Genomic DNA, 25,145 nt, shown 5'->3' with positions numbered 1-25,145 from the left:
CGGCGACGCTCGAGATGCGCTACGACTGACCTCCGGTTCGCGGGGAACCGCTGGAACCCGCGTCCGCCGGCCCCAGCAGCGGCGCCCGCGGATCCACCAGCACCGAGCGCGCCGCCGCGCCGAAGTCGCGCATCCCCTGCCCCCAGTACGCGCGCGGCGCGACGCCGCAGGCGCGGAGGGCGGCCCGGTGGTCGACCACGATCACGATCGCCGCGCCCGCCGCGACGACCGTCCAGGCCGCGCCGATGAGCGCGCGCAGGGGAGCGGGGGTGTCGCGGAAGCCCGTGCGGAGCCGGTCGATCTGGAAGCGCACGTGGTCGCGCTCGTCGTCCGCGATCCGCTGCCCGAGCGCCCGGAGAGCGGGATCCGGCGCGTGGTCGGCGAGGGCGTGGAAGTAGCCCGTCGCGACCGTCTCCGCGATGAGGAACAGGCTGATCTCCGTCCGCAGCCCGATGAGGTGCCGCAGCCGCGTGAACGCCGCGTCGGTCCAGTGCGCGGGCAGCGCGGGCGCGTCGAGGTGGTCGAGCGCGCGGAGGAAGAGGGCCACGTGCTTCTGCTCCTCCTGCACGAGGAGCGCGAGCGCGTGCGTGTACGCGGGGTCGCCCGCGGCGGTCGCCATCCGCAGGAGGTGCATGCCGTCGCCGCTCTCGCCGAGCGCGAACCGCTGGAACGAGCGGATGAACGCGCGCCGGGTGCGGGCGTCCATCGGCGAGGGCGCGTCGTCCGGGATCAGCTCCTCCGGGGTCCGGTGCCGGTCGGCGTTGGCGTGGAAGTGGGCGATCCAGTCGACGGCGGTCGCCATGCGGGGCGTCCCGCTCGCGGCGTCGGGACGGGGATCGGGGTGCGCTGCGGTCGGTGTGTTCGAGGTCATGTCGTCACGCTAGGAGCGCCCGCCCCGCGGCCTCGCCGGGCGCAGGGGGGACCCCGGGGGTCGCCGCGGAGCATCTCCCGGCGACGACGTGGTCCGCGAGGCGGACGCCGGCTACGTCCTCCGCGGGACGACTCGCCGACACGGACGCCGACTCGCGCGCCGCCCCGCTCCCTGTCCCCTCCGGTCGCGGATCGCCTGCACGGCGTGATCGCCGCCGGCCGTGGCGCATGATGGGCATGCGGGCATCGTCGGGATGAGCGGTGCGCGCCCCGTCGCCGGATCCGGCCACGACGACGTCGCCGACCGAGCCGTCCCCCGGGACGCCGCCCGGCTCGTCGCCGTCACGGCGCATCCCGACCCCGGGCCGGCCGCCGATCACCCGAGCAGGGCGCCCACGAGAGGAACCACCATGAGCATGGAAGGCGCGGCCTGGAGCTCGCTCTACAAGATCTCGAGCGCCCGGGACGGCAGGAACGGCATCTCCCGGGAGTCCGTGCGCCGGATCCTGGCATTCGCGGTGCCCTACCGGTCGAAGCTGCTGGTCTTCATCGGGCTCTCCGTCGTCGGCGCGTTCCTCGCCGTGGCGACGCCGGTGCTCGCCGGCCAGGTGGTCGACGTCATCGTCGCCCGGGGCGAGGTCGGCACGATCACCTGGCTCGCCGTCGTCATCGCCCTCGTGGCCGTGGCCGACGCCGCCGTGTCGCTGGTCACGCGCTGGTACTCGGCGCGGATCGGCGAGGGCGTGATCCTCGACCTCCGCACCGCCGTCTTCGACCACGTGCAGAGGATGCCCATCGCGTTCTTCACCCGCACGCGCACGGGCGCCCTCGTGAGCCGCCTCAACAACGACGTGATCGGCGCGCAGCAGGCCTTCAGCGGCACACTCTCCGGCGTGGTCACGAACCTCGTGGCGCTGATCCTCACCCTCGCCGTCATGCTCAGCACCTCGTGGCTGGTGACCGTGCTCGCGGTGATCATGCTCCCGATCTTCCTGATCCCCGCGCGCCGCATGGGCGGTCGCCTCGCCGCGCTCCGCCGCGAGGCCGCCGACCACAACTCCGCCATGAGCACGCAGATGACCGAGCGCTTCTCGGCGCCCGGCGCGACCCTCGTCAAGCTGTTCGGCCGCCCCGATGAGGAATCCGAGGAGTTCCGCGTGCGCGCCGCCCGCGTCCGCGACATCGGGGTCCGCAGCACGATGCTGCAGTTCGTCTTCTTCACCGCGCTGATGCTCGTCTCCGCCCTCGCGCTCGCCCTCGTCTACGGGCTCGGCGGCTTCCTCGCGCTGGCCGGCCAGCTGGACACCGGCGAGGTGGTCACGCTCGCGCTCCTCCTCACGCGCCTGTACGCGCCGCTCACCAGCCTCGCGAACGCCCGGGTCGAGATCATGAGCGCGGTGGTCAGCTTCGAGCGGGTCTTCGAGGTGCTGGACCTCGAGCCGCTCATCCAGGAGAAGCCCGACGCCGTCCCCGTGCCCGCGGGTCCGGTGGCGGTCGAGTTCGACGACGTCCGCTTCGCCTACCCGTCCGCCGACAAGGTGTCGCTCGCCTCCCTCGAGGAGGTCTCGACGCTCGACACCCGCGGCGGCGAGGAGGTGCTGCACGGCGTCTCGTTCCGGATCGAGGCGGGGCAGACCGTCGCCCTCGTCGGCACGTCTGGCGCCGGCAAGTCCACGATCGCGCAGCTCCTCGCGCGCCTGTACGACGTCGACAGCGGCGCCGTGCGCCTCGCGGGGACGGACGTGCGCGACGTCACCTCCGCCTCCATGCGGCACACCCTCGGCATGGTGACGCAGGACGGCCACCTGTTCCACGAGACGATCCTGTCCAACCTGCGCCTGGCCCGGCCCGAGGCGACCGACGACGAGGTGTGGGACGCCGTCCGCCGTGCCCGCCTGGAGCCGCTCGTCCGGTCCCTCCCGGATCAGCTCGACACGATGGTGGGGGAGCGCGGCTACCGGCTCTCCGGCGGCGAGCGCCAGCGCATGACCATCGCCCGGCTCCTGCTCGCCCAGCCGCGCGTCGTCATCCTCGACGAGGCGACGGCGGCGCTCGACTCGACCTCCGAGGCCGCGGTGCAGGCCGCGCTGAGCGAGGCGCTCGAGGGGCGGACGGCGCTCGTCATCGCCCACCGCCTCTCCACGATCCGCAGCGCGGACATGATCCTCGTGGTCGAGGACGGATCCATCGTCGAGCGCGGCACGCACGACGAGCTGCTGGCCGCGGCGGGCCGGTACGAGGAGCTGCACCGCACCCAGTTCGCGGTGCGGAAGGCCGCCGTGGCGGCGGACGAGGAGCCCGTGGGTGGTCCCGGCCGCTGAGGCCGGCGCGGGAGCCGCGTCACCTCACCCGAACACCCGCCGCACCACCTCGAACTCCTCCTCGAGGCCGTCCCACTCGTCGGATCCGTCGGGCCGGCTCGACTCGTTGACCATCGCCAGCGCGCCCGTGAACCCCGCGTCCTGGAGCACGCGGAGGGAGCGGGCGTAGTCGACGTCGTCGAGGCGGCCGTCGTCGTGGCGGTGGGCCTTGGCGTGGCAGGTGACCGCGTGCGGCGCGATGCGGGCGAGCTGCTCGTGCTTGTCGGGCATGGTCCAGTTGCCGAGGTCGACGAGCACGCGGATGTCGCCGGCGTCGGCCAGGAGCGCGAGCACGGAGTCCGCGTCGGGCATCATCTCGCGCCAGTTCTCGACGACCAGCTGGAGGCCCGGGTGCGCGTCCGCGAGCCGGGACATGCGCCGGGCGCTCGACGCGATCAGCTCCGGGGTGGGCGCGCTGCGGCCGGCGCCGACGCGGGCGTGGTGCGCGCCGAGGGCGAGGGCGTCGTCGAGCCGGTCGGAGATCCACCGCTCGTGCAGGTCGGCGTCGGTGGGGTGCGTGAGGTCGCCGTCGTCGACGAGGAACGCGTCGAGCACGATGCCCGCCGTCTCGAGCGACGACCGCAGCTCCTCGAGGTAGGAGGCGTCGCGCGTGGGCAGCTGGAAGTGGGCGAGCTGCACGGCCCGGTATCCGCGGCGGGCGAGCTCGGCGGGCAGGTCGAGGAGGTCGAGGGCACCGGCGGCGCGGGTGACGGAGCCGGATCCGTCCGGGCCGGGGACGCGGGGATGCCCGAGCGTCCCGTCGAGGGACCAGGCGTGCACGGCCTTGTCGGTGGGGCCGGTCATCGGATCGCTCCGTGGTCGTCGGCGATGGCGTCCATGCGTCCTCCGGGTCGCCCGCATCGGCGCGGGGCATGCGTACGATCGTAGGCGCGGGCATGCCGCCGCGTCCGGCCGATCTCGGGCCCGACCCGTGCGGCGCACGCCCGATCCCCCGATCACCGCCGAACGAGGAGCGCCATGGACATCGTCGTCTGGAACGAGAACGTGCACGAGAGCAGGGGCGACGCGACCGTCCTGTCGCACTACCCGGACGGGATCCACGCCGTCGTCGCCGACGGCCTCCGCGAGCTGCTGGGCGACGACGCGTCCGTGAGCACCGCCACGCTGCAGGATCCGGAGCACGGCCTCACCGAGGAGCGCCTCGCCGCCACGGACGTCCTGTACTGGTGGGGCCACGTGGCCCACGGCGAGGTGTCCGACGAGGTCGTCGAGCGCGTGATCCGCCACGTCCACGCGGGCATGGGCCTCGTGGTCCTGCACTCCGGCCACTACTCGAAGGTGTTCACGCGCCTCATGGGCACGACGTGCTCGCTCAAGTGGCGGAACGACGGCGAGCGCGAGCTCGTCTGGACCATCGCGCCGCAGCACCCGATCGCCGAGGGCATCCCGCACCCGATCGTCATCGACCGGCAGGAGATGTACGGCGAGCAGTTCGACATCCCGCGCCCCGACGAGGAGGTGTTCCTCTCCACCTTCGCGGGCGGCGAGGTCTTCCGCTCGGGCGTCGCGTACCACCGCGGCCGCGGCCGCGTCTTCTACTTCTCGCCCGGGGATCAGGAGTACCCCGTGTACCACCACCCCGACATCCGCCGCGTGCTCGCGAACGCCGCGCGCTGGGTCGCGCCCACGCAGGGCCGCGCCGACCTCACGGCCGACCAGCACCCGCGCGACTGGTTCCTCGCCCGATGAGCGCCGCGAAGGCGACGCCCGCCGTGCCCGCCGCGCCCGCCTACGACGGCCCGCGCGTCCGCGTGATCCACGTCGGCCTCGGCGGCTGGGGCGGCGACTGGGCGCGCAACGCCGTGCCGCAGGTGGCCGAGGTCGAGGTCGCCGCGATCGTGGATCCGAGCGAGCCCACCCGCGAGGAGGTCCGCGCGCTGCTCGGCCTGCCCGCATCCGCCGCCTTCGCGTCGCTCGCCGACGCGCTCGCCGCGGTGGAGGCGGACGCCGTCATCATCACCGCGCCCGCCGTCACCCACGCGCCGCTCGCGCTGGAGGCGCTCGCCGCGGGCAAGCACGTGATCGTCGAGAAGCCGTTCGCGAACTCGACCGTGGAGGCCGCCGAGGTGGTGCGGCGCGGCGAGGAGCTGGGGCTCATCGTGCAGGTCAGCCAGAACTACCGCTGGTACCCGGCGCCGCGCCGCGTGCGCGAGCTGCTCGCGGCCGACGCGCTCGGCGAGGTCGCGACCATCGAGATCGACTTCCGCCAGTGGGACAACGACGAGCCCGACGACTACCCGCACTACCGGTTCCCGCAGCCGATCATCAACGACATGGCGATCCACCACTTCGACCTGATCCGCATGGTCACCGGCCGCGAGGCCGTGCGCGTGTTCGCCCGCACCAGCCGGCCGTCGTTCAGCCACTACCGCGACGCCGCGGTCGCGAGCATGGTCATCGAGCTGGAGGGCGGCCTCGTCGTCGACTACCGCGGCAGCTGGCTGCACCGCGGACCCGCGACGCCGTGGGCGGGCGAGTGGCGCATCTCGGGCGAGGAGGGCGAGCTGACCTTCACGAGCCGCGGCGAGGGCGTCTCGGCCGACCGGGTCGGGATCCGCGACGCCGCCGGCGCCGAGCGCGAGCTCGACCTCGAGACCCTCCCGCTGAAGGGCCGCGCCGCGGGCCTGCGCGCCTTCGCCCTCTCGATCCTCGGCGGCCCGCCGCCCGAGACGAGCGGCCGCGACAACCTCGGCAGCCTCGCCCTGATGGAGGCGGCCGGCCGATCCGCGGAGTCCGGCCTCTTCGAGGACGTGCGGCACCCGCTGGCGGACCAGCCCGCCCCGTGAGGCAGGACGCGGCCCGGCGGCCCGGCGTCACGCAGGAATAGCCGGGCCGCGTCCCGCCTTGTGCACCGCGAGGCCCGACGGCGTGCCGATCCCCGACCACCGACCGAAGGACCGTCGCATGACCCTCACCGAGAGCACCACCACCCCCGCCTCCACCGAGCGCACCGCCGACACGTCCGTGCCGATCGTGCGCGAGCTCGACGCCCGCTGGAGCCCCCGCTCCTTCGACCGGGACGCCACCGTCTCCGACCAGCAGCTCGACGCGCTCCTCGAGGCCGCCCGCTGGGCGCCGTCCGGCAGCAACCAGCAGCCGCGCCGCTTCATCGTCGCCCGCCGCGGCACGCACGCCTTCGACACCATCGTCGACGCGCTCGTCGGCTTCAACGCCGCGTGGGCCGTGCACGCCTCCGCGCTGATCGTCGCCATCGCCGAGACCTCCACGGTCGAGGGCGAGAAGCGCCCCTACGCCGCGTACGACCTCGGCCAGGCCGTCGCCCACCTCTCCGTGCAGGCGCAGGCCGAGGGCCTCCACACGCACCAGATGGCCGGCGTCGAGTTCGACAAGCTGTCCGCCGCGTTCGACCTGCCCGAGAACCTCCAGCCGCTCACCGTCACGGCCGTCGGCACGGTCGCGCCCGCCGACGCGCTCGAGGGCCCGCTCGCCGAGCGCGAGACCCTGCCGCGCACGCGCCTGCCGCTCTCCGAGCTGGTGCTCGTCCGCGAGTAGTCCCACCCGCACGCACGCGGCCGTCGACCCCCGGGTCGGCGGAGCCGTCGGGGGAGGCCCGCATGTCCGACGTGACCATCACCACCGAGCGCGGCGACGCCGGTCCCGCCTTCTTCGTGCGCCACCCGTTCGACCTGTAGGGCTTCGACGGCATGCCGGAGGACGGCCCGTACCCCTCCCACGAGGCGGCGGAGTCCGCGGCCCGGCCCATCCTCGAGGCGGTGTGCGGCGCCGACGACTGAAGTCGGGGATCGCGGACCGCGGGCCGCGGACCGCGGCCCTCGGTCGGGTCGTCGGATAGCGCACCCGGCCCGCCGAGGTCAAGCACCTGGGCGCCCCCGCCCTATCGGAGTGCGATCGACGCACGCCGACCGATCCGAGGGGGACCATGCGCGCCAACGTCCGACTGATGTTCGTCCTGGCCTCGTTCTTCGTGGTCGCCGCCGTCGCCTACGTCGTGTGGAACATCGCCTACGAGGCGCAGGGCCTGAACACCGACCCGAACAGCGGCGAGGGCGCGTCGACGGTGGAGTGGGTCGGCACGACCGCGCTGTTCCTGTCCGCGGCCTTCGCGGCCCTCATCGGGTTCTTCCTGCAGCGCGTCCACCGGGCGCAGTCGGGCGAGCTGCCCCAGGACGTCGAGAGCGCGAACGTCGACGACGGCGACCCCGAGCTCGGCTTCTTCTCCCCGCACAGCTGGTGGCCCATCACCCTGGCGGGCGGCGGCGCGCTCGTGTTCCTCGGGCTCGCGGTGGGGATCTGGATCGCCCTGTTCGGCGCGATCCTGCTCGTCATCGCGCTCGTCGGCTGGACCTACGAGTACTACCGCGGCTGGCACGCCCGCTGAGGGCGGATCCCCGGTCGGCGCCGGGGACTCGCGTAGTGTCCGACGGGCGACCCGCGGTCCCGGAGGTCGGCGGTCCGCCGCCCGTGCCGCGCGGTCGCGCATCCCCGCGTACCCCGTCACCGACACGAGCCGGAGCCCCGCCATGACCGAGATCCTCGACTACGTCCGCACCTGGCTCGACCTCCGGGTCTGGCAGACCCGCGTTCCCGGCGCGCAGGTCGCGATCGCCCGGCACGGCGAGGTCGTGCTGTCGGAGGCGTACGGCGTCGCGGATCCCACCACCGAGGCGCCGCTCACCCCCGCGCACCTGTTCCGGGTGGCGTCCCACTCCAAGTCCTTCACGGCCACCGCGATCCTCCAGCTCGCCGAGCGCGGCGCCCTCCGCCTCGACGACCGGCTCGCGCTGCACGTGCCGGAGCTGGCCGGATCCGAGCTGGCCGACGTCACGGTCGCCGCCCTCCTCGAGCACGGCGCGGGCGTGCTCCGCGACGGGCCCGACGGCGACCACTGGCAGCACGCCGGCCCGTTCCCCGACCGCCGCCACCTGCTCGCGATGGCGACCGCGCCCGGCGTCGCCAAGGTCGCGCCCGACACCGCGTTCAACTACTCGAACGTCGGCTACGCGCTGCTCGGGCTCGTCGTCGAGGCGGCGTCCGGCCTGTCCTTCGCCGACTACCTGGCCGACCGGATCATCGCCCCGCTCGGGCTCCGCGACACCGCCGCCGAGTACCTGCCGGAGCGCGCGGGCGAGTACGCGGCGGCCTCCACCTCGCTCCGCACCTCGCGCGAGCGCAGCGTCCTCCCGCACGTCGACACGCAGGCGATGGCCGCGGCGACCGGCGTCACGAGCACCGCGGCCGAGCTGGTCGCGTTCTTCTCCGCGCTCGTGCTGCCCGGCGACGAGCGGCTCCTGACCGACGCGTCGAAGCGGATCCAGCAGCGTCCGCGTTTCGCCACCGGCCAGGACCCGGCCGGTCCCCGCCGCTACGGCTACGGCCTCATCGTCGAGCGCGTCGGATCCGGCGCGCACGAGGCCACCGTGCTCGGCCACTCGGGCGGGTACCCCGGCCACATCACGCGCACGGCGGTGAATCCGGTGAGCGGCTGGGCGGTCAGCGTCCTCACGAACGCGATCGACGGCCCCGCGGCTGCGCTCAGCACGGGCGTGCTCGAGCTGCTGCTGGCCGACTCCGCCGCCACCGACGCGGAGCGCGCCGCCGTCGACGCGCCCTTCACGGGCCGCTTCGCGAACATGTGGGGCGTGCAGGACTTCCAGGTGGTCGGCGACCGCTTCCTCCGCATCGACCCGACGGCCGAGCACCCCCTCGACGCCGTCGACGTGCTCGCAGCGACGGGCGACTCGTCGGCGCGCATCGTGGAGGGCGAGGGCTTCGGATCCGTCGGCGAGGAGGTCACGGCCGAGCGCGCCGCCGACGGCTCGGTCGACCGCATCCGCGCGGGCGGCGGCATGACGCTCGAGCCCGAGACCCGCAGCTTCGTCCCGCGGTCGCGCGGCTGACCCGCCGCACGCCGCGCCTCGAGTGTTGCTCGCGGCGTTATGGAGTCGCGGCGAGACAGCAATGCAATAGCAGCGCCGCCAGATAACCGCTGACAGTGAGTAACTTGAGTAAGCGTCTAGAGGTGGGCACTGCGGGCGGCTTGCAGTGCCGCGACTTGGCAGCGGTGATTGCGGGCAAGGCTAGCCGGATGACCGTGAGTATGGTCTCGGGGTCTCGGCGACGGGGCCTTGGACGGGCTAGCATCGCTACCGAATAGAGGAGACAACTGCCCCAGAATTGCCGCTCTTAGGGCGCTCGGTGAAGCGCCGAGAAAAATGCGTTATTCCGGCTCATTGAGGGCTCTAGTGATGTCTTCGATAACCGATAGGCATCAGACTGAATAACATCTCCCGCACATCTACTTGTGTTGTTTGACGCACTAGCCCTGCGCGTTTAAAATCATTGCCTCGATCAGGCGCGGCATCGAGCTGCCGGGATTTTGACCAGCATGGCTGGTAACCATTTTGCGATTGCGCTTGTCGGCCCGCTCAACGGCATCTACGTACTTCTCATATGGAAACTTTGTTGGAATTGCTTTTTGCTCGTGGCCTTCATGTTTTAAAGCTGCCTGCACCGCACTTGTCGAGTCATTGCGATTGTGATCACGGTAGTGCCACAAGAGCCATATTTCAAAGCAGGGATTGGAGACAATGACGCCCACGCTGGCCGCCCCTGAACTTTCAAGGCATTTGTCTAAGGTCTCATGATCATCCACGTCCACGAGAGCAAAGGTCTCGTCGAAGCCTTCGGCGTCAGATTCCCTGAGTTTGACCGTGGCCTGCAGTACGCTATACGGATCTCTTCCTATGCCTTTTAATAGTGGCGTACGGATGCTGACTCCACTCGTCCGCAGATATTGCGCCAGCCCCTGTATATACTGAGCTTCGGTAACCACCCCTTCCGAGACTACAAGAATTCGTTTCCGCTCTTGTCGGGCTCGGTGCTTTCGGTTGACACGACTGCTGCTCATAATTAAGCGTCAATTTCGTGTTGGTCAAACAGGGATGCCAGGAAGCTGGGTGCCACCGAAGGAGTGGCGCCATATCGACCATGGAGGTAGCGCCTAGATATATTTTCGCTGTCCCGAATATTAAAATCGGATAGCGCATACAACTCGCTAAGTCCGCTTCGATCCTTTTCTGCGAACCAAACTTCTTCTTCGCCTAGGCGGACCTCTGCGGCTGGAGAAAGAAAGTAAGTGTCGTGAGTCGTGAATATCAATTGCGCACCTGCTTGATTAAGCAACGGGTCCTTAAACATCTGAATCAAGACTTGAGCTAATTGGGGGTGGAGACTGGCATCCAATTCGTCGATCAGCAATGCGCCGCCGTGGCGCAATATTTCGACGCTGGGAAGCGCTAAACTCAGCCAGGACATTGTTCCAGTAGATTGAACAACTGCAGGCAAGTTATAGTATTTTCCGTCTTGACCCAGGTGCGAGAATTCAAGCGCACGCTGAATGCTGTCAATGGCCCTGAAGCCTTCTATGGAGCGCGCGCTTCCGCTGTTATCTTCGTTCTTCGTTGCTTGTGCTTTTCGCTTACCCTTTCCTGGGTTCTCGGCTGCGGCGTTTATCATACGTTGAATCATGTCAAGGACCTCGGCGGGGAGTTCGGAGGTTTTGACCTCCACTTCGCCAATTCCAACGTCAGCAACCTTTAGCAACGTGACTATGTCTCGAAGTGCAACTTCGCCATCAGCTAGGCCTTCTGCTATTTTCGCAATTCGAGTTTGACGACTTGCGTCAGTGAACTCCGCGTACCGCATTTTGGATGTGAGTTCAAGCATGATTTCACGAAGAAGTTCGTGGCGAGAGCTTGCGGCACGGGAAAGAAACAGCTCTCTTTGTCCTGTAATCTTTTCCAAAATTGCCGTTTCACCTCGAAGGGCCCGCCCGAACTTGTAATCCGTAACGTTATTCCGTTCGAACAATACCCTCCTGCGGCTTACGGGGTAGTCGTATAGCCATTCTGAGACTATCGCGTCTTCTGTGAAAGTGAATCCGTATTCGTGCCGCAGGTCATCTATTGCAAAGTCGAGAACGAATGAAGTTGGCTGTGCGCTCGAAACGTCATCCAACTTAAAAGGAGTTTGTGGCAGCTTCTTTCGGTCTGCCCACGCTGTTGCGGAGTTTTGGATCATGTTTCGGAACAGCTCCATGGCTCCCAAGACTGAGGATTTTCCAGAGGCGTTCGCGCCGTATATCGCCGCCACATGCGTCGTGTAGTCAGCCCATTGGCCGTCGTGGGGCCGGGCGGACTTCAACCGGCTCTGCAAAAACGACAGCTCTGCTTCGTCGCGGAAGCTTCGGTGGTTCGAGAGGCGGAAGCGTAGGAGCAGCATGCTCTGAGTATGCGCCATGGCAGCCTTACATGTCGAACTTCGTCCTCAGGAGCCCTGTGGAGTCATCTGAAGCGTCATCTCGAGCGCTCAGGTGACAAGCCTCGGTCCCAAAGGCCGTCGCTCTCGACTAGCTGTAGTGCGGGCGCCGTGGTCAAGCTTCGCGGTCGGCTCAGAGAGACCGGCTCGCCTTGGCGGGAGCCTGTACATGAGTCGGAGGGGCGGGCGGCCCTCGGCCACCCGCCCCTCCCGTCGTCCCGCGTGGTGCGCGGGCCCGCGACCTACGCCGCGTCGACCAGGTTGCGTCGCGCGTCCGGCACGCAGTGCGTCATCACGAGGCCCGTGACGTCGCGCGTCCCGTTGTGCCCGAGGTTCGCGAGGCGGGTCCGCTCCTCCTCCGACAGCGTCTGCGACTGCAGCGGCGGCAGGTCCTTGACCTCCTCCAGCGTGATCCCGAGGCCCTCGCCCACGCGGCGGCCCAGGTCGTCCTCCACGAGGTAGAAGTGCCAGAGCATGCGCTCCTGCACCGGGCGCGCGGCCTGCGAGATGAGGTCGGTGAGGTTCGCGACGAGGTCGTCGCGCTCCCAGCCCTCCATGAGCAGGTAGCGCTGGCCGGCCTGCAGGTAGTCGGCGGTCAGCGGGATCCGCTTGCGCGTCAGTCGGCCGGTGATCTCCGGGCCCTGGTCGTCATGCGTCGGGTACTGCCCCTCGCGGAGCCCGCCCGTGATCGACGGCTCGTAGTTAATGTGCGGGTTCTGGCCGCCGTGATCCTGGTGGAACGTCATCTGGCCGTCACGCTGGTTCGTCGCCACCTTCGCGTGCTGCGGCGCGTTCACCGGCAGCTGCAGGTAGTTCGGGCCCACGCGGTACCGCTGCGCGTCCGAGTAGGAGAAGGTGCGGCCGACGAGCATCTTGTCGTCGGAGAAGTCGAGGCCGTCCACGAGCACGCCGGTGCCGAACGAGAGCTGCTCGTTCTCGGCGAAGTGGTTGGTCACGTTCCGGTCGAGCACCATGCGGCCCACGGCCTTCGGCGGGAAGTCGTTCTCCGGCCAGACCTTCGTGTCGTCCAGCGGGTCGAAGTCGAGCTCGGGGTGGTCGCCGTCGTCCATGAGCTGCACGCGGAGCTCCCACTCGGGGAAGTCGCCGCGCTCGATGGCCTCGTAGAGGTCCTTCGACGCGTGGCCGAGGTCGCCGCCCTGCACGACGGCCGCGTCGGCCTCGGTCATGCTGCTGACGCCGGCCTTCGGGATCCAGTGGTACTTCACGAGCTTCGTGCCGCCGTCGGCATCCACCCACTTGTAGGTGTTCACGCCGAAGCCCTGCATGTGGCGGTAGTCCGCGGGGATGCCGCGGGGGCTGAACAGGTTCATCAGCATGTGCATCGACTCGGGCGTCTGCGACATGAAGTCGAAGATGCGCGCGGGCTCCTGGCGGAAGGTGACGGGGTCGGGCTTCAGCGAGTGGATCACGTCGGGGAACTTGATGGCGTCGCGGATGAAGAAGACGCCCATGTTGTTGCCCACGAGGTCCCAGTTGCCGTCCTCCGTGTAGAACTTCACGGCGAACCCGCGCGGGTCGCGTGCCGCCTCGGAGGAGTCGCGGCCGCCGATCACGGTCGAGAAGCGGATGGCGACGTCGGTGCGCTTGCCCGCCTCCTGGAAGAGCTTCGCGCGCGTGTACTTCGAGACGGGCTCGTCGCCCCACGTGCCGGTCGCCTCGAAGTAGCCGAACGCGACGGCGCCGCGCGCGTGCACGACGCGTTCCGGGATCCGCTCGCGGTCGAAGTGGCTGATCTTCTCGAGGAACTGGTAGTTCTCCAGCGTCGCGGGGCCGCGCGCGCCGACGGTGCGCTGGTTCTGGTTGTCGTAGACGGGGTGGCCCTGGCGGTTCGTGAGGACCTCGCGGTCATCGCCCTCGGCGGGGCCCTGGGAGGAGACGTCGGTCATGGGGGAGTCCTTTCGTCGTCGTCCTCCCAGCCTGCCGAGCCGCGGGCGACACGCCCAGCGACCGGCCCCGACTCGCAGAGGATCAGACGGGTCCGGATCCCCGGGCGCGGCGTCGGCGGAGGAGGCCGGCTCCGCAGGCGACCACGACGCCGGCGACGAGCGCGAGGCCCGCGGAGATGGCGAGGTTCTGCGCGCCGGTGTTGACGCCGGCGCCCGTGACGCGGGCGGCGCCGAGCGCCTGGGGAGCGGATCCGGCGGGGGCGGGGCCCGCCGCCGTCCCGTCGTCGGCTGCCGCGGGCTCCTCGGCCACCGCCAGCTCCGGCGTGGCCGTGGGCGCGACCCGGTGCAGCGTCGCCTGCTCGTACGCGTAGGCCATCGCGAGCAGGTCGCCGTCCCGGTGCCGGGGCGCGGCGAGCTCGAGCCCCACGGGCGCGCCCGCCGACGTGAAGCCGGCCGGCACGGAGATCGTGGGGATCCCGGTGTTCGCGCCGACGTCGCAGAAGGTGGTGCCCGCCCAGGTCGGCGTCGCGCTGGTGGCGCTCACGGGCATCGCGAGGGCGTCGACGCCGTGCTCGACGAAGAACGCGTCCATCGCGTCCCTGCCCGCCTCCTGCTCGGCGATCGCCGCGTCGTACTCGGGGTTCGGGACGTCGCGCTGACCGAGGAAGTGGGCGATGTCGCCGTCCGTGAGCGCGCTCGCGCGGTCCGCCATCGCGTCGGCGAACGAGAGGACGTCCTCGGGCGCGGTGCGCGCGGCGACGCGGGCCGGCCAGGTCGCGGGTGTCTCACGGAGGAAGCGGTCGATGGACGGGCGCATGTCCATCCAGCCGCCGCTCTGCAGCGTCCCCTCGACGAACTCGCGCGTGAGCGGGACCTCGACCACCTCGGCGCCCTGCGCCGCGAGGTCGCGCACGGCCTGCTCGAACAGCGCGGTCGTCTCGGCGAGGCCCGGCTTCTCGGGGTCCTCCTCGAACGCCCAGCGCACGACGCCGATCCGCTTGCCCGCGAGCGCGTCGGGGCGGAGGCCGGCCACGTACGCGGTGCCGGGCTGCGCGTCGGCGGCGACCGTGAGCGGATCCGCCGGGTCGCGCCCCGCGAGCACCTCCAGGAGGAGCGCGGCGTCGGCGACCGTCGTGGTGAGCGGGCCGACCACGTCCTGCCGCGGCGAGAGCGGCACGACGCCGGCCGTGCTCGTGAGGCCGAGGGTCGGCCGGAGCCCGACGAGGCTCTGGTGCGCGGCCGGGCCGAGCACGGATCCGCACGAGTCGGTGCCGAGGCCCGCCGGCGCGTACGCGGCCGCGACCGCCGCGCCCGTGCCGCCGCTGGATCCGCTCGCGCTCCACGAGAGGTCGTAGGGGTTCGCGGTGCGCCCGCGCGCGGAGCTCAGCGTGTAGGTGCCGTGCCAGGCGAACTCCGACATGTTCGTCTTCGCGAGGACGATCGCGCCGGCCGCGCGGAGCCTCGCGACGACCGTGGCGTCGTCGCGCGTCCGGTACTCGGCGAGCGCGGCGCTGCCGGCGGTGGTGGGCATGTCGGCGGTCGCGAGGTTGTCCTTGACGACGATCGGCACGCCGTGCAGCGGCCCGCGGATCGTGCCGGCCGCGCGCTCCGCGTCGAGCTCGGCGGCGGTCGCGAGCGCGTCCGCGTTCGTCGTGATGACGGCCTTCAAGCCCTTCCGGTCGCCGCGCGGGTCGTCGTACTCCTCGATGCGCGCGAGGTAGGCGCGGGTCAGCTCGACGGAGGTGGTGGCGCCCGAGTCGAGCAGCGCGACCGTGTCGGCGACATTCAGGTCGACGACGGCGGGGGCGCTCACGCTTGCGTCCGCCGCGGGGCGCTCGGCGAGGGCGCGGGCCGGGGACGCGGTGCCGACGCCGAGTCCGCCGACCGCGAGCGCGGCCGCGAGGGCGAGCGTCGCGACGCCGCGGCCGACGAGGACGGGCGCGCGGCGGATGCGCGCGCGGGGGCGTCGGCGTGCGGCCATGCGGATTCCTCCAGACGGGGGAGAGGCGTCTCCTCAGTCTGGGAACCGGGTGTTGCGGCGGCGTTTCGGGCGCGGGACGATCCCGGGTCGCCGGGCGGCGCGGGCGCGGGCGGCGCCGCGGGCGACGGGACCATCCGGCGGGTCAGCGCTGCTTGGGGAAGACGATCCAGAGGATCAGGTACAGCAGCACCTGCGGGCCCGGCAGCACGATCGAGATCACGAAGAGCAGGCGGACGAGGAAGCGGCTGATGCCGAAGCGGTCGGCGAGCGCGGCGCAGACGCCGGCGATGATCTTCCCGCGACGGGGACGCATGAGGGTGGCCATGCACCGAGCATGCCAGGCGCGGGTGGGCGGCGACCGGACGGGGGCGCGGCTCCCGCGCGCGAGCGTACGGCTCCCCGTGAGTTCTCCCCCGGGTCGGTTTGGGCCCAAAGCCATGGTGCGATACTCGAACGGTCGAGCCGGGGCTCGGCGTCTCCTCGCGATGCCGCGGGTCGCGGTCGCGCACGCGTCCGGTGAGCCGCCACGCCCCTCGAGCGCCAGGAGGAACGGATGGAGCAGCGCCGGTCCGCCCTGCCCGCCCGCGTCGTCGCCGCGATCCACTCCGCCGCCGATCGTTCCTCCGGGGTCGACCTCCTGCTCGCCGCCCTCCTCGACGCGTCTTCCGCGACCGGCGCGGCCGTGGTCCTGCCGCGCGGAGCCGGGATCGCGGTGGCCGGGGAGACCGGGCCGGCGCTCGCCGAGCTGCTGCGGGGGCCGGGGCCGGCGACCGGGTCCGGCCTGCTGATCGTGGCCCTGGGGGACGAGCCGGCCGTGCGCCCGGGTGCCGCCGGCGTCGTCGCGCTGCACCGCGGATCCGCCGCGCTCGGCGAGGACGACCTGGTCGTCGCCGAGGAGGTCGCCGTGCACGCGCGCATCGCGCTCGCCGCGTGGGACTCCGCGGAGGACCTCGCCCGCGGGCTCGCGTCGCGCTCGCTCATCGGGCAGGCGCAGGGGATCCTCATGGAGCGCTTCTCGCTCGACGCCGACCGCGCGTTCCAGGTCCTCCGCCGTCACTCGCAGGACGGCAACGTGAAGCTCGTCGAGGTCGCGCGTCGCGTGGTCGAGACGGGCGCGCTGCCCTCGGCCTGAGCGGATCCGCCCGCGCGGCCTGGCGAGGCGTCAGGCCGAGCGCCGGTCCGCTACGCCCGCGCGGATGGGCGACACCTCCGCGAGCGGCGCGGCCTCGGGCAGCGCCTCCGGCTCGCCGCGGGTGAGCTCCGCGCGCAGCCGGCCGAGGATCCGCGCCAGCAGCCGCGACACCTGCATCTGGGTCACGCCGAGCTCAGCCGCGATCTCGCTCTGGCTGCACTCGTCGACGAAGCGCAGGTGCAGGATCCGCCGGTCGCGGTCGCTGAGCACCCCGCGGGCGGCGTCCAGCAGCACCGTGCGCTCGGCGCGCGCGAAGCCGGGGTCGTCGGCGCCGAGGGTCTCGGCGAGCGAGGTCCCCTCCTCCTCGTGCACCGTGAAGTCGAGGGACGCGGGACGCAGGCTCGAGTGCGCGGCCAGCGCCTCGGCGACCTCCTCGCGCGGGTGCCCGGTGTGCGCGGCCAGCTCCGCGTCGGTGGGCGTGCGGCCGAGGCGCTGCGTGAGCGCGGGCACGACCGCGAGGAGCGCGTGCCGCAGCTCCTGGATCTGGCGGGGCGGCCGCACGACCCAGCCGTTGTCCCGCAGGTGGCGCTTGATCTCGCCGGAGATGGTGGGGATCGCGAACGACACGAAGGGCGCGCCGAAGCCCGGGTCGTAGCGGCGCGCGGCCTTCACGAGGCCGAGGTAGCCGACCTGGCGGAGGTCGCTCCAGTCGTGGGCGCGGCCCGAGTGCTGGCGGGCCAGCTGGTCGGCGAGCTCGAGGTGGTCGAGGACGATCTGGTCGTGCAGCCGGCGGCGCTCGGCGTCGCCCGCGGGATCCTCGGCGGCGGCCGCAGCCCGCACGAAGCGCTCGTGGGTCAGCCGGCGCTTCTCGTCGCGGGCGGCGGCGAGGCCCGTCGCCGCGCGCTCCGCGGTCGTCGCGGTCGCCGTCACGGCGGAGCCGAGCGGGGTCGGCGCCACCGGGGCGGACCGGGTCGCGGATCGACCCGCTGTGCGCGGGAGGGCCGTCGCGGCTGGGGTCGCCGAGGCGGCTCCGCGCGAGGCGGGCGATGCGGCGACGAGGGCGCGCGAGCGCAGCGTTCCGGTCACTCAGGACCCTCCGGACGAAGGCGGACGCGGCACGCTGCTTGACCGCTCCTCCAGAGAAGCACTGCTTCTCGGAGGTGCCTAGGTCGGGCGAGCACTTCTCCTCGGCGCTTCTCCTGCTTCTCCGTCGGCCGGGCGTGTCGATGGCCGCCGCATCCGCACCAGTCCGGAGCAGCGCCCCCGCACGGGGGCGCGGCCCGCGCGCCGGTAGGCTCGATCCCCGTTCCCCGCCTCCCCACCCGAACGGACGTCCCATGAGCCTGTTCCGCACGAAGAGCATCGAGTCGTCGCTCGCCGACGCCGCGGGAGGCGAGCGCAGCCTCACCCGCTCGCTCGGCACCTGGGACCTCATGCTCATGGGCGTGGCCGTCGCGGTCGGCGCCGGCATCTTCTCCGTCGGCGCGAAGGCGGCCGGCAACTACGCGGGCCCGTCGGTCACGCTCGCGTTCGTGCTCGCCGCCGTCACGTGCGGCCTCGCGATCATGTGCTACGCCGAGTTCGCGTCGGCCGTGCCGGTCGCGGGCAGCGCGTACACGTTCACCTACGCGACCATGGGCGAGCTGCTCGCCTGGATCATCGGCTGGGACCTCATCCTCGAGATGCTCACCGCGGCAGCCGTCATCGCCAAGTACTGGGGCATCTACCTGGAGTCGGCGCTGCAGCTCGCGGGGCTCGACATCCCCGCCACCGTCACGGTCTTCGGTCTCGGGATCAGCTGGGGCGCCGTGCTCATCACCGGGATCTTCACCGTGCTGCTCGTGCTCGGCACCAAGCTCTCCAGCCGCGTCTCGAGCGTCTTCACCGTGCTCAAGGTCGCGGTCGTCCTGTTCGTGATCGTCGTGGGCGCCTTCTACGTGAAGGCCGAGAACTACGCGCCCTTCATCCCGCCGCAGCAGCCCGCCGAGGGCAAGGCCGCCGACGTCTGGACCCAGTCCCTCTTCTCGTGGGCGAGCGGCCAGGAGCCCACGCAGTACGGCCTCTACGGCCTGCTCGCCGGCGCCTCGCTCGTCTTCTTCGCGTTCATCGGCTTCGACGTCGTCGCCACGAGCGCCGAGGAGGTCAAGGACCCGCAGCGCACCCTGCCGCGCGGCATCTTCGCGGGCCTCGCGGTCGTCACCGTGCTCTACGTGCTCGTGACCCTCGTGCTCACGGGCATGGTGCCGTACACGGTGCTCGCCGACGCCGAGGACCCGTCGCTCACGACCGCGTTCACCGCGGTGGGCGCCGGATGGGCGGCGCAGGTCATCTCCATCGGCACGCTGCTCGGCCTCACCACCGTGCTCATGGTGCTGCTGCTCGGCCTCGCGCGCGTGGTGTTCGCGATGAGCCGCGACGGCCTGCTGCCGCGCGGCCTCAGCCGCACCTCGGCGAAGCGCCGGACGCCGGTGCGCGTGCAGATCATCGCGGGCGTCGTGGTCGCGGCCCTCGCCGGCTTCACCGACGTGGGCGTGCTGGAGGAGATGATCAACATCGGCACGCTGTCCGCGTTCGTGCTGGTGAGCATCGGCGTGATCGTGCTGCGTCGCAAGCGACCGGACATCCGCGCGTCGTTCCGTGTGCCCTTCATGCCGTGGCTGCCGATCCTCTCGGCCGTGCTCTGCATCTGGCTGATGCTCAACCTCACGACCCTCACCTGGGTGCGCTTCGTCGTCTGGCTCGCGATCGGCTTCGCGATCTACTTCCTCTACGGCCGCCGCCACTCGGTGCTCGGCAAGGAGGAGGCGCGGATCGCGGCGGGCGGCGAGCCCGCGCCCGAGCTGCCGTCGGCGTCGACGCCGCGGGACTGATCCCCGGGTGCCCGCGCGTCAGGTCTGGCAGCGCGGGCACCAGTAGGTGACCCGGTCCTGCGAGCCCATGCCGGGCCGCACGGGGTCGCCGAGCTGGCCCTGCAGGATGCGCGTGCCGCATCGCAGGCACGGCTTGCCCTTGCGCCCGTAGACCCAGTCGGTGCGGCCGCGGCGGAGGTCGCCCGTGGTGGTGCGCTCGATGCGGTCGCGGTTGGCGCGCATGGTGCGGCGGGCGAGCGCGACCATCGCGGGCAGGTCCGGCACCTCGCGCACCGGCCGCGTGGGCAGCACGCCGCGGAGGAAGCAGAGCTCGGCGCGGTAGACGTTGCCGATTCCGGCCGCGTTCCGCTGGTCGAGGAGCGCGAGGCCGATGGGACGGTCGGGCTGGGCGGCGATGCGCCGCACGACCTCCTCCGCCTGCGCGTCATCCCACCCTGGGCCGAGGATGTCCGGCCCCAGGTGCCCGACGACCGTGTGCTCCTGGTCGCGCGGGATCACCTCGAGCACCCCCAGCGAGAAGCCCACCGTGACGCGCTCCGCCGTCTCGAGCACGACGCGCGCCTCGAACGCCGGCCGCCGCCACGCGGTGCCGTGCTGGTAGATGTGCCAGGACCCCTCCATCTTGAGGTGGCTGTGGATCGTGACGTCGTCGACCCGGTGGAGGATGTGCTTCCCGACGCTCACGACCTCGTCGACCTCGCGCCCGACGAGGTCGAGCGTCGCGTGCTTCGGCACGCGGAAGTCGCTGCGCGTGAGCACCCGGCCGCCGATGGCCTCGTGCAGGTGCGCGGCGGTGCGGTAGACGGTGTCGCCCTCAGGCACGCGCGGCTCCCGTCGTGGCGATGCCGCTCGGGGACGTGCGCACGCTCACGACCGCATCCGCAGCCCGCGCGGCGTGGCCGAGAATCCGTGCTCTTGCAGCGCCGTGCCGAGCGGGGTGCCGAGGATGAACGCGCCGTTGACCTTCTCGATCGCGAGCTTCGCCACGCCGCCGCGCCGGACGACGCCGCCGAGCGACTCCGCCGCCGCGCGCAGCACGGCCTCGTCGTCGTCGAACCGCAGCACCGTCTTGCCGCCGCGCTCCACGTAGAGCACGAGCTCGCCGTCGACCAGCACGACGAGCGCGCCCGCCTTGCGGCCGGCCCGGTGGCCCGTGGGCCGCTCGCCGCGCGCGTCGACGCTGCCGGCCGCCGCGACCGTCGCCGTCGCGCCGCCGCCGTCCGCGTCGCCCGCGGGATCCGCGTCCGCGCCGTCGTCGCCGTCCACCGACGACCCGTCGAGCCGCGGCCAGGGCAGCGCCGCGCCGTACGCGTTGGCCGGATCCGTGGCCGCCAGCGTCAGCGCGTTCAGCGGCCGCTCGCCCGCGTCGGGATCCCGCGTGAAGCCGCGCAGCCGGTCGACCGTCCCGCCCGTGGAGAACTGCGCCGCGCCCAGCGTCTCGATGAAGTACCCGCGGCGCGCGCGCCCGGTGTCCTCGAACCCGGCGAGCACCTTGTAGGTGAGCGCGAAGCCGCCCGGCACGCGCTCGGTCATGACCGACCCGCGCGTGACCACGCCGTACCGCTCGAGCAGCAGCTCGGCCGTGCCCGCGGCGCGCACGGTGGCGTCGGTCTCGGCGAGCGGCACGATCGACCACCGCCCGGCCGCCGTCGAGGGCCCGGTGCGCGTGGGCATGTCGGGCCGCGGCATCCGCCCTCCCCGGTACATGCGGCCGCGCGGCGCCCGCTGCGGGGTCTTGTGCGCGGTGGATCCGCCCGCGAGCAGCGCCCGCAGCGGCGAGAGCGTGTCGTTCGTGACGAGGCCCGCCCACACGAGGTCCCACAGCGCGGTGACGAGCGCCTTGTCGTCCGTGGATCCGACGGCGTCGCTCAGCTGCCGGAAGAAGTAGCCGCCGCCCGTGCCGAGCGTGGTGAGGACCTCGCGCTGCAGCTCGTCGGTGTCGTGCGCGTCGGGCTCCGGCAGCGTGAGCGCGACCTGGTCGGCGAGGTGCAGGCTCACCCAGCCGTCGGCGCCCGCGAGCGTGCCGGCGCCCGACCAGATGACCTCGCCCGTGGACGTGAGCTCGTCGAGGAAGGCGGGCGTGTAGTCGCGCACCCGGGCGGGCAGCACGAGCGTCTCCCACGCGGAGGCGGGCACGGGCGCGCCCGCGAGCTGCTCGATGACCTGCAGCACGCCGTCGACCCCGCGGAGCCCGCGTTCGCGGTCCGCGCCCGCGACGTGCTGCCACGCCGGCAGGAAGCGCGCGTACGCGGCTCGCTCGACCGGCTCGACCTCGCTGCGGAGCGCCGCCAGCGAGCGGCTCCGGAGGCGCCGCAGCACCTCGACGTCGCACCACTCGCTGCCGGAGGCGCCCGGCCGGAACTCGCCCTCGACCACCCGCCGCTGGGCGCCGAGCCGGGCGAGCGTGTCGGCGATCACGGCGGATCCGAGGCCGATGCCGGTGGCCGCGTCCGCGATGGTGAAGGGGCCGTGCGTGCGCGCGTACCGGCCCACGAGGTCGCCGAGCGGATCGGCCACGGGCTCGACGAAGGCGAGCGGCGTGCCGATGGGCAGCGGCACCCCGAGGGCGTCGCGGAGGCGGCTCGCGTCCTCGATGGCGGCGACGCGCGGCTGCCCGCCGAACGAGACGCGGAGCGCGCGCTTGCCGACGACGAGGGCGTCGAGGTGCGCGGCGCCCTCGCCGGCCTCCTCGGGCTCGAGGCGCGCGGCGACCTCGTCGGCGTCGAGCGGGCCGAGGATCCGCAGCAGGTCGGCCACGCCCTCGAGCCCCTTCGCCCGCCGATCGGGCGCGAGCCGCTGCAGCTCCAGCTCGGTGCGGGCGATGACCGCGGGATCCAGCAGCTCGCGCAGCTCCGCCCGGCCCAGCAGCTCGCTGAGGAGCCCGGCGTCGAGCGAGAGCGCCGCGGCCCGGCGCTCGGCGAGCGGGCTGTCGCCCTCGTACATGAAGGCGCCGACGTAGCTGAAGAGGAGGCTGCGCGCGAACGGCGACGCGTCCTCCGTGGTGGTCTCGACGATCTTGATGCGCCGGGCCTCGATGTCCTTCGCGAGCGACGTGAGCGCGGGAAGGTCGTAGACGTCCTGCAGCACCTCGCGCACGGTCTCCAGCACGATGGGGAACGCGGGGAACTTGCGCGCGACGTCGAGCAGCTGCGACGCCCGCTGGCGCTGCTGCCAGAGCGGCGAGCGGCGGCCGGGGTTGTAGCGCGGCAGCAGGAGAGCGCGGGCCGCGCACTCGCGGAAGCGCGAGGCGAACAGCGCGGACCCGCCGACCTCGCGCGTGACGATGGCGTCGAGCTCGTCCGGCTCGAACACGAAGAGGTCGGCTCCCGGCGGCTCGCCGTCGGTCTCGGGGATGCGCACCACGATGCCGTCGTCGTTGGCCATGGTCGCGCCGTCGATGCCGTACAGCTCGGTGACCCGCGCACCCACCGCGAGCGCCCACGGCGCGTGCACCTGCATCCCGTAGGGGGAGTGCAGCACCACGCGCCAGTCGCCCAGCTCGTCGCGGAAGCGCTCGACGACGAGGGTGCGGTCGTTCGGGACGTGGCCGGTGGCCTTCTTCTGGTCGTCGAGGAACGCGAGCAGGTTGTTCACGGCGCGGTCGTCGAGGCCCACGCGGCCGGCCCGGGCCCGGGCGTCGTCGACCGCGGATCCCGACAGCTCGCGCACGAACGCCCCGATGGCGCGGCCGAGCTCCAGCGGCCGGCCGAGCCCGTCGCCCTTCCAGAACGGCAGCTTGCCGGGCTCGCCGAACGCGGGCGTGACGAGCACGCGGTCGTGCGTGATCTCCTGGATCCGCCAGCTCGTGGCCCCCAGCGCGAACACGTCGCCGACGCGCGACTCGTAGACCATCTCCTCGTCGAGCTCGCCGACGCGCGACGCCTTCTCGCCCACCATGAACACGCCGAACAGGCCGCGGTCGGGGATGGTGCCGCCGGAGGTGACCGCGAGCCGCTGCGCGCCCGGCCGCCCCTCGATGGTGCCCTCGTCGCGGTCCCACACGATGCGGGGCCGCAGCTCCGCGAACTCGTCGGACGGGTAGCGGCCGCTCAGCAGGTCGAGCGTGGCCTCGTACGCGGAGCGCGGGAGGGTCGCGAAGGGCGCGCTCCGCCGCACGATGTCGAACCACTCCTCGACGCCGACGGACTCGAGCGCCACGGCGGCGACGGTCTGCTGCGCGAGCACGTCGAGCGGGTTCGCGGGAACGCGCAGCGACTCGATCTGCCCGCTCGCCATGCGCTCCGCGGCGACGGCCGAGTGGATGAGGTCGGCGCGGTGCTTGGGGAAGATGACGCCGCGGGAGACCTCGCCCACCTGGTGCCCGGCGCGGCCGACGCGCTGCAGCCCGCTCGCGACCGACGGCGGCGCCTCCACCTGCACCACGAGGTCGACGTCGCCCATGTCGATGCCGAGCTCGAGGCTGGAGGTGGCGACCACGCAGCGGAGGCGGCCGGACTTGAGGTCGTCCTCGATGAGGGCCCGCTGCTCCTTGGAGACGGATCCGTGGTGCGCCTTGGCGAGCACGGGATCCGCGCCCTCGGTGCTCCCGGCCTGCGCCATGACCTCGGCGGGCGGGCGCGCGGCGGTGCGGCGCGTGGCGGAGAACGCGGTGGCGTCGGCGCCGCCGCCCGACGAGGTGGAGGTCGCCGACGTGAGCGCCGCGGCCCCCGCGAGCACGGGCACGGCGTCCGCCGCCGCGGACCCGCCCGAGATCGCCCGACCCTCGGCGTCGATCCGCCCCTCCTCGATGCGCCCCGTGTAGATCTCGTTGAGCCGCGCCGTGAGCCGCTCCGCCAGGCGCCTGCTGTTCGTGAAGACGATGGACGACGTGTGCTGGAGCACGAGGTCGACGATGCCCTCCTCCACGTGCGGCCAGATGGACCCCTGCTGCGGCGCGTCGCCTTGCGCCGCCGACCCCTCGAGCGGCGCCGTGGTGCCGAGCTCGGTCATGTCGTCGACCGGCACGATGACCCGGAGGTCGAACTCCTTGGTGTTCTTGGGCGACACGATGCTCACGGGCGAGCGTCCGCCGAGGAACCGCGCCACCTCCTCGGGCGGCCGGACGGTGGCCGACAGCCCGATCCGCTGGGCCGGCTTCTCGAGCAGCGCGTCGAGCCGCTCCAGCGAGAGCGCGAGGTGGCTGCCGCGCTTGGTCGCCGCGACCGCGTGCACCTCGTCGACGATGACCGTCTCGACCCCCGCGAGCGTCTCCCGCGCGGCCGACGTGAGCATGAGGAACAGCGACTCGGGCGTGGTGATGAGGATGTCCGGCGGCGTCCTCGCGAGCGCCCGCCGGTCGGCCGCCGGGGTGTCGCCGGAGCGCACGCCCACCGTGACCTCGGGCGGCTCGGCGCCCAGCCGCTTCGCCGTCTGCACGATGCCCACGAGCGGCGAGCGGAGGTTCCGCTCCACGTCGACAGCGAGCGCCTTGAGCGGCGAGATGTAGAGGACGCGCGTGCGCCGCATCGGATCCTCCGGCGCGGGTCGCGAGGCCAGCCGGTCGATGGACCAGAGGAACGCCGCGAGCGTCTTGCCGGATCCCGTGGGCGCCACGACGAGCGCGTGCGACCCCTTCTGCACGGCCTCCCACGCGCCGGTCTGCGCGGCGGTGGGGCCGGGGAAGGCGCCCTGGAACCACTCCCGGGTGGCCGGGGAGAAGCGCGCGAGGACGGGATCCATCTGCTCATCCTCCTCCGCGCCACCGAC

Annotated in this window: 18 protein-coding genes; 8 read left to right on the top strand and 10 right to left on the bottom strand. The window is 72.3% G+C overall.

What is annotated here, in order from left to right; all coding sequences use genetic code 11:
- Positions 1–19: 19 nt before the first annotated feature.
- On the bottom strand, positions 20–871 hold the full coding sequence (locus tag H9X71_RS13280; RefSeq protein ID WP_244961627.1) for a ferritin-like domain-containing protein: 852 nt from the start codon (positions 869–871) through the stop codon (positions 20–22).
- Between the two features lie 409 nt (positions 872–1,280).
- On the opposite strand from H9X71_RS13280, the gene H9X71_RS13275 reads away from it, so the two are divergent.
- Positions 1,281–3,191 carry an ABC transporter ATP-binding protein gene (locus H9X71_RS13275; protein WP_191147501.1) on the top strand — a complete coding sequence of 637 codons (1,911 nt, stop codon included), beginning with the start codon at positions 1,281–1,283 and terminating at the stop codon, positions 3,189–3,191.
- A gap of 24 nt (positions 3,192–3,215) precedes the next feature.
- Here H9X71_RS13275 and H9X71_RS13270 read toward each other — a convergent pair whose 3' ends face one another.
- Positions 3,216–4,034, bottom strand: a complete 819-nt coding sequence (locus H9X71_RS13270; RefSeq protein WP_191147500.1) for a sugar phosphate isomerase/epimerase family protein — start codon at positions 4,032–4,034, stop codon at positions 3,216–3,218.
- Positions 4,035–4,208: 174 nt separating this feature from the next.
- Between H9X71_RS13270 and H9X71_RS13265 the strand changes: the two genes are divergently transcribed.
- From H9X71_RS13265 to H9X71_RS13245, 5 genes are all read left to right on the top strand, one after another.
- Positions 4,209–4,940 carry a ThuA domain-containing protein gene (locus H9X71_RS13265; RefSeq protein WP_094127654.1) on the top strand — a complete coding sequence of 244 codons (732 nt, stop codon included), beginning with the start codon at positions 4,209–4,211 and terminating at the stop codon, positions 4,938–4,940.
- The gene (locus tag H9X71_RS13260) at positions 4,937–6,037 is read left to right on the top strand and encodes a Gfo/Idh/MocA family protein (RefSeq protein ID WP_191147499.1); all 1,101 of its coding nucleotides are present in this window, start codon (positions 4,937–4,939) and stop codon (positions 6,035–6,037) included. The genes H9X71_RS13265 and H9X71_RS13260 overlap by 4 nt, the downstream gene beginning before the upstream one ends.
- 118 nt (positions 6,038–6,155) lie before the next feature.
- Positions 6,156–6,764 carry a nitroreductase family protein gene (locus tag H9X71_RS13255; RefSeq protein WP_191147498.1) on the top strand — a complete coding sequence of 203 codons (609 nt, stop codon included), beginning with the start codon at positions 6,156–6,158 and terminating at the stop codon, positions 6,762–6,764.
- A 388-nt stretch (positions 6,765–7,152) separates the two neighbouring features.
- Positions 7,153–7,611, top strand: coding sequence for an aa3-type cytochrome oxidase subunit IV (gene ctaF, locus H9X71_RS13250; protein WP_191147497.1), 459 nt, complete (start codon positions 7,153–7,155; stop codon positions 7,609–7,611).
- A gap of 142 nt (positions 7,612–7,753) precedes the next feature.
- Positions 7,754–9,130 carry a serine hydrolase domain-containing protein gene (locus H9X71_RS13245; protein ID WP_191147496.1) on the top strand — a complete coding sequence of 459 codons (1,377 nt, stop codon included), beginning with the start codon at positions 7,754–7,756 and terminating at the stop codon, positions 9,128–9,130.
- A gap of 419 nt (positions 9,131–9,549) precedes the next feature.
- Here H9X71_RS13245 and H9X71_RS13240 read toward each other — a convergent pair whose 3' ends face one another.
- The 5 genes from H9X71_RS13240 to H9X71_RS13220 form a co-directional block, all read right to left on the bottom strand.
- Positions 9,550–10,140, bottom strand: a complete 591-nt coding sequence (locus H9X71_RS13240; protein WP_280527974.1) for an RloB family protein — start codon at positions 10,138–10,140, stop codon at positions 9,550–9,552.
- A 2-nt stretch (positions 10,141–10,142) separates the two neighbouring features.
- Positions 10,143–11,513 (bottom strand): AAA family ATPase, encoded by a 1,371-nt coding sequence (locus tag H9X71_RS13235; RefSeq protein WP_191147494.1) that lies wholly within the window; start codon positions 11,511–11,513, stop codon positions 10,143–10,145.
- Positions 11,514–11,791: 278 nt separating this feature from the next.
- Positions 11,792–13,456, bottom strand: a complete 1,665-nt coding sequence (locus tag H9X71_RS13230; protein ID WP_191147493.1) for a catalase — start codon at positions 13,454–13,456, stop codon at positions 11,792–11,794.
- An 82-nt stretch (positions 13,457–13,538) separates the two neighbouring features.
- Positions 13,539–15,437: an amidase gene (locus H9X71_RS13225; protein ID WP_191147492.1), complete on the bottom strand. Its 1,899-nt coding sequence runs from the start codon at positions 15,435–15,437 to the stop codon at positions 13,539–13,541.
- 142 nt (positions 15,438–15,579) lie between these two features.
- The gene (locus H9X71_RS13220) at positions 15,580–15,762 is read right to left on the bottom strand and encodes a PspC domain-containing protein (RefSeq protein ID WP_015491222.1); all 183 of its coding nucleotides are present in this window, start codon (positions 15,760–15,762) and stop codon (positions 15,580–15,582) included.
- 228 nt (positions 15,763–15,990) lie between these two features.
- Between H9X71_RS13220 and H9X71_RS13215 the strand changes: the two genes are divergently transcribed.
- A complete protein-coding gene (locus H9X71_RS13215; protein ID WP_191147491.1) occupies positions 15,991–16,569 on the top strand; it encodes an ANTAR domain-containing protein in 579 nt (192 codons plus the stop codon).
- Positions 16,570–16,599: 30 nt separating this feature from the next.
- On the opposite strand, the gene H9X71_RS13210 is transcribed toward H9X71_RS13215, so the two are convergent.
- Positions 16,600–17,655, bottom strand: a complete 1,056-nt coding sequence (locus H9X71_RS13210; RefSeq protein ID WP_191147490.1) for a sigma-70 family RNA polymerase sigma factor — start codon at positions 17,653–17,655, stop codon at positions 16,600–16,602.
- 251 nt (positions 17,656–17,906) lie between these two features.
- On the opposite strand from H9X71_RS13210, the gene H9X71_RS13205 reads away from it, so the two are divergent.
- Positions 17,907–19,439, top strand: a complete 1,533-nt coding sequence (locus H9X71_RS13205) for an amino acid permease (RefSeq protein ID WP_191147489.1) — start codon at positions 17,907–17,909, stop codon at positions 19,437–19,439.
- 18 nt (positions 19,440–19,457) lie between these two features.
- Here H9X71_RS13205 and H9X71_RS13200 read toward each other — a convergent pair whose 3' ends face one another.
- Both H9X71_RS13200 and H9X71_RS13195 read right to left on the bottom strand, forming a co-directional pair.
- Positions 19,458–20,261, bottom strand: coding sequence for an Fpg/Nei family DNA glycosylase (locus H9X71_RS13200; RefSeq protein ID WP_191147488.1), 804 nt, complete (start codon positions 20,259–20,261; stop codon positions 19,458–19,460).
- A 45-nt stretch (positions 20,262–20,306) separates the two neighbouring features.
- Positions 20,307–25,118: an Lhr family ATP-dependent helicase gene (locus tag H9X71_RS13195; protein ID WP_191147487.1), complete on the bottom strand. Its 4,812-nt coding sequence runs from the start codon at positions 25,116–25,118 to the stop codon at positions 20,307–20,309.
- Between the last annotated feature and the right edge of the window lie 27 nt (positions 25,119–25,145).

Source organism: Clavibacter zhangzhiyongii (assembly GCF_014775655.1).
GTDB classification, from domain to species: Bacteria; Actinomycetota; Actinomycetes; order Actinomycetales; family Microbacteriaceae; genus Clavibacter; species Clavibacter zhangzhiyongii.
The sequence above is the reverse complement of the archived record's forward strand: the minus strand, read 5'-3'. Positions and strand labels throughout refer to the sequence as shown.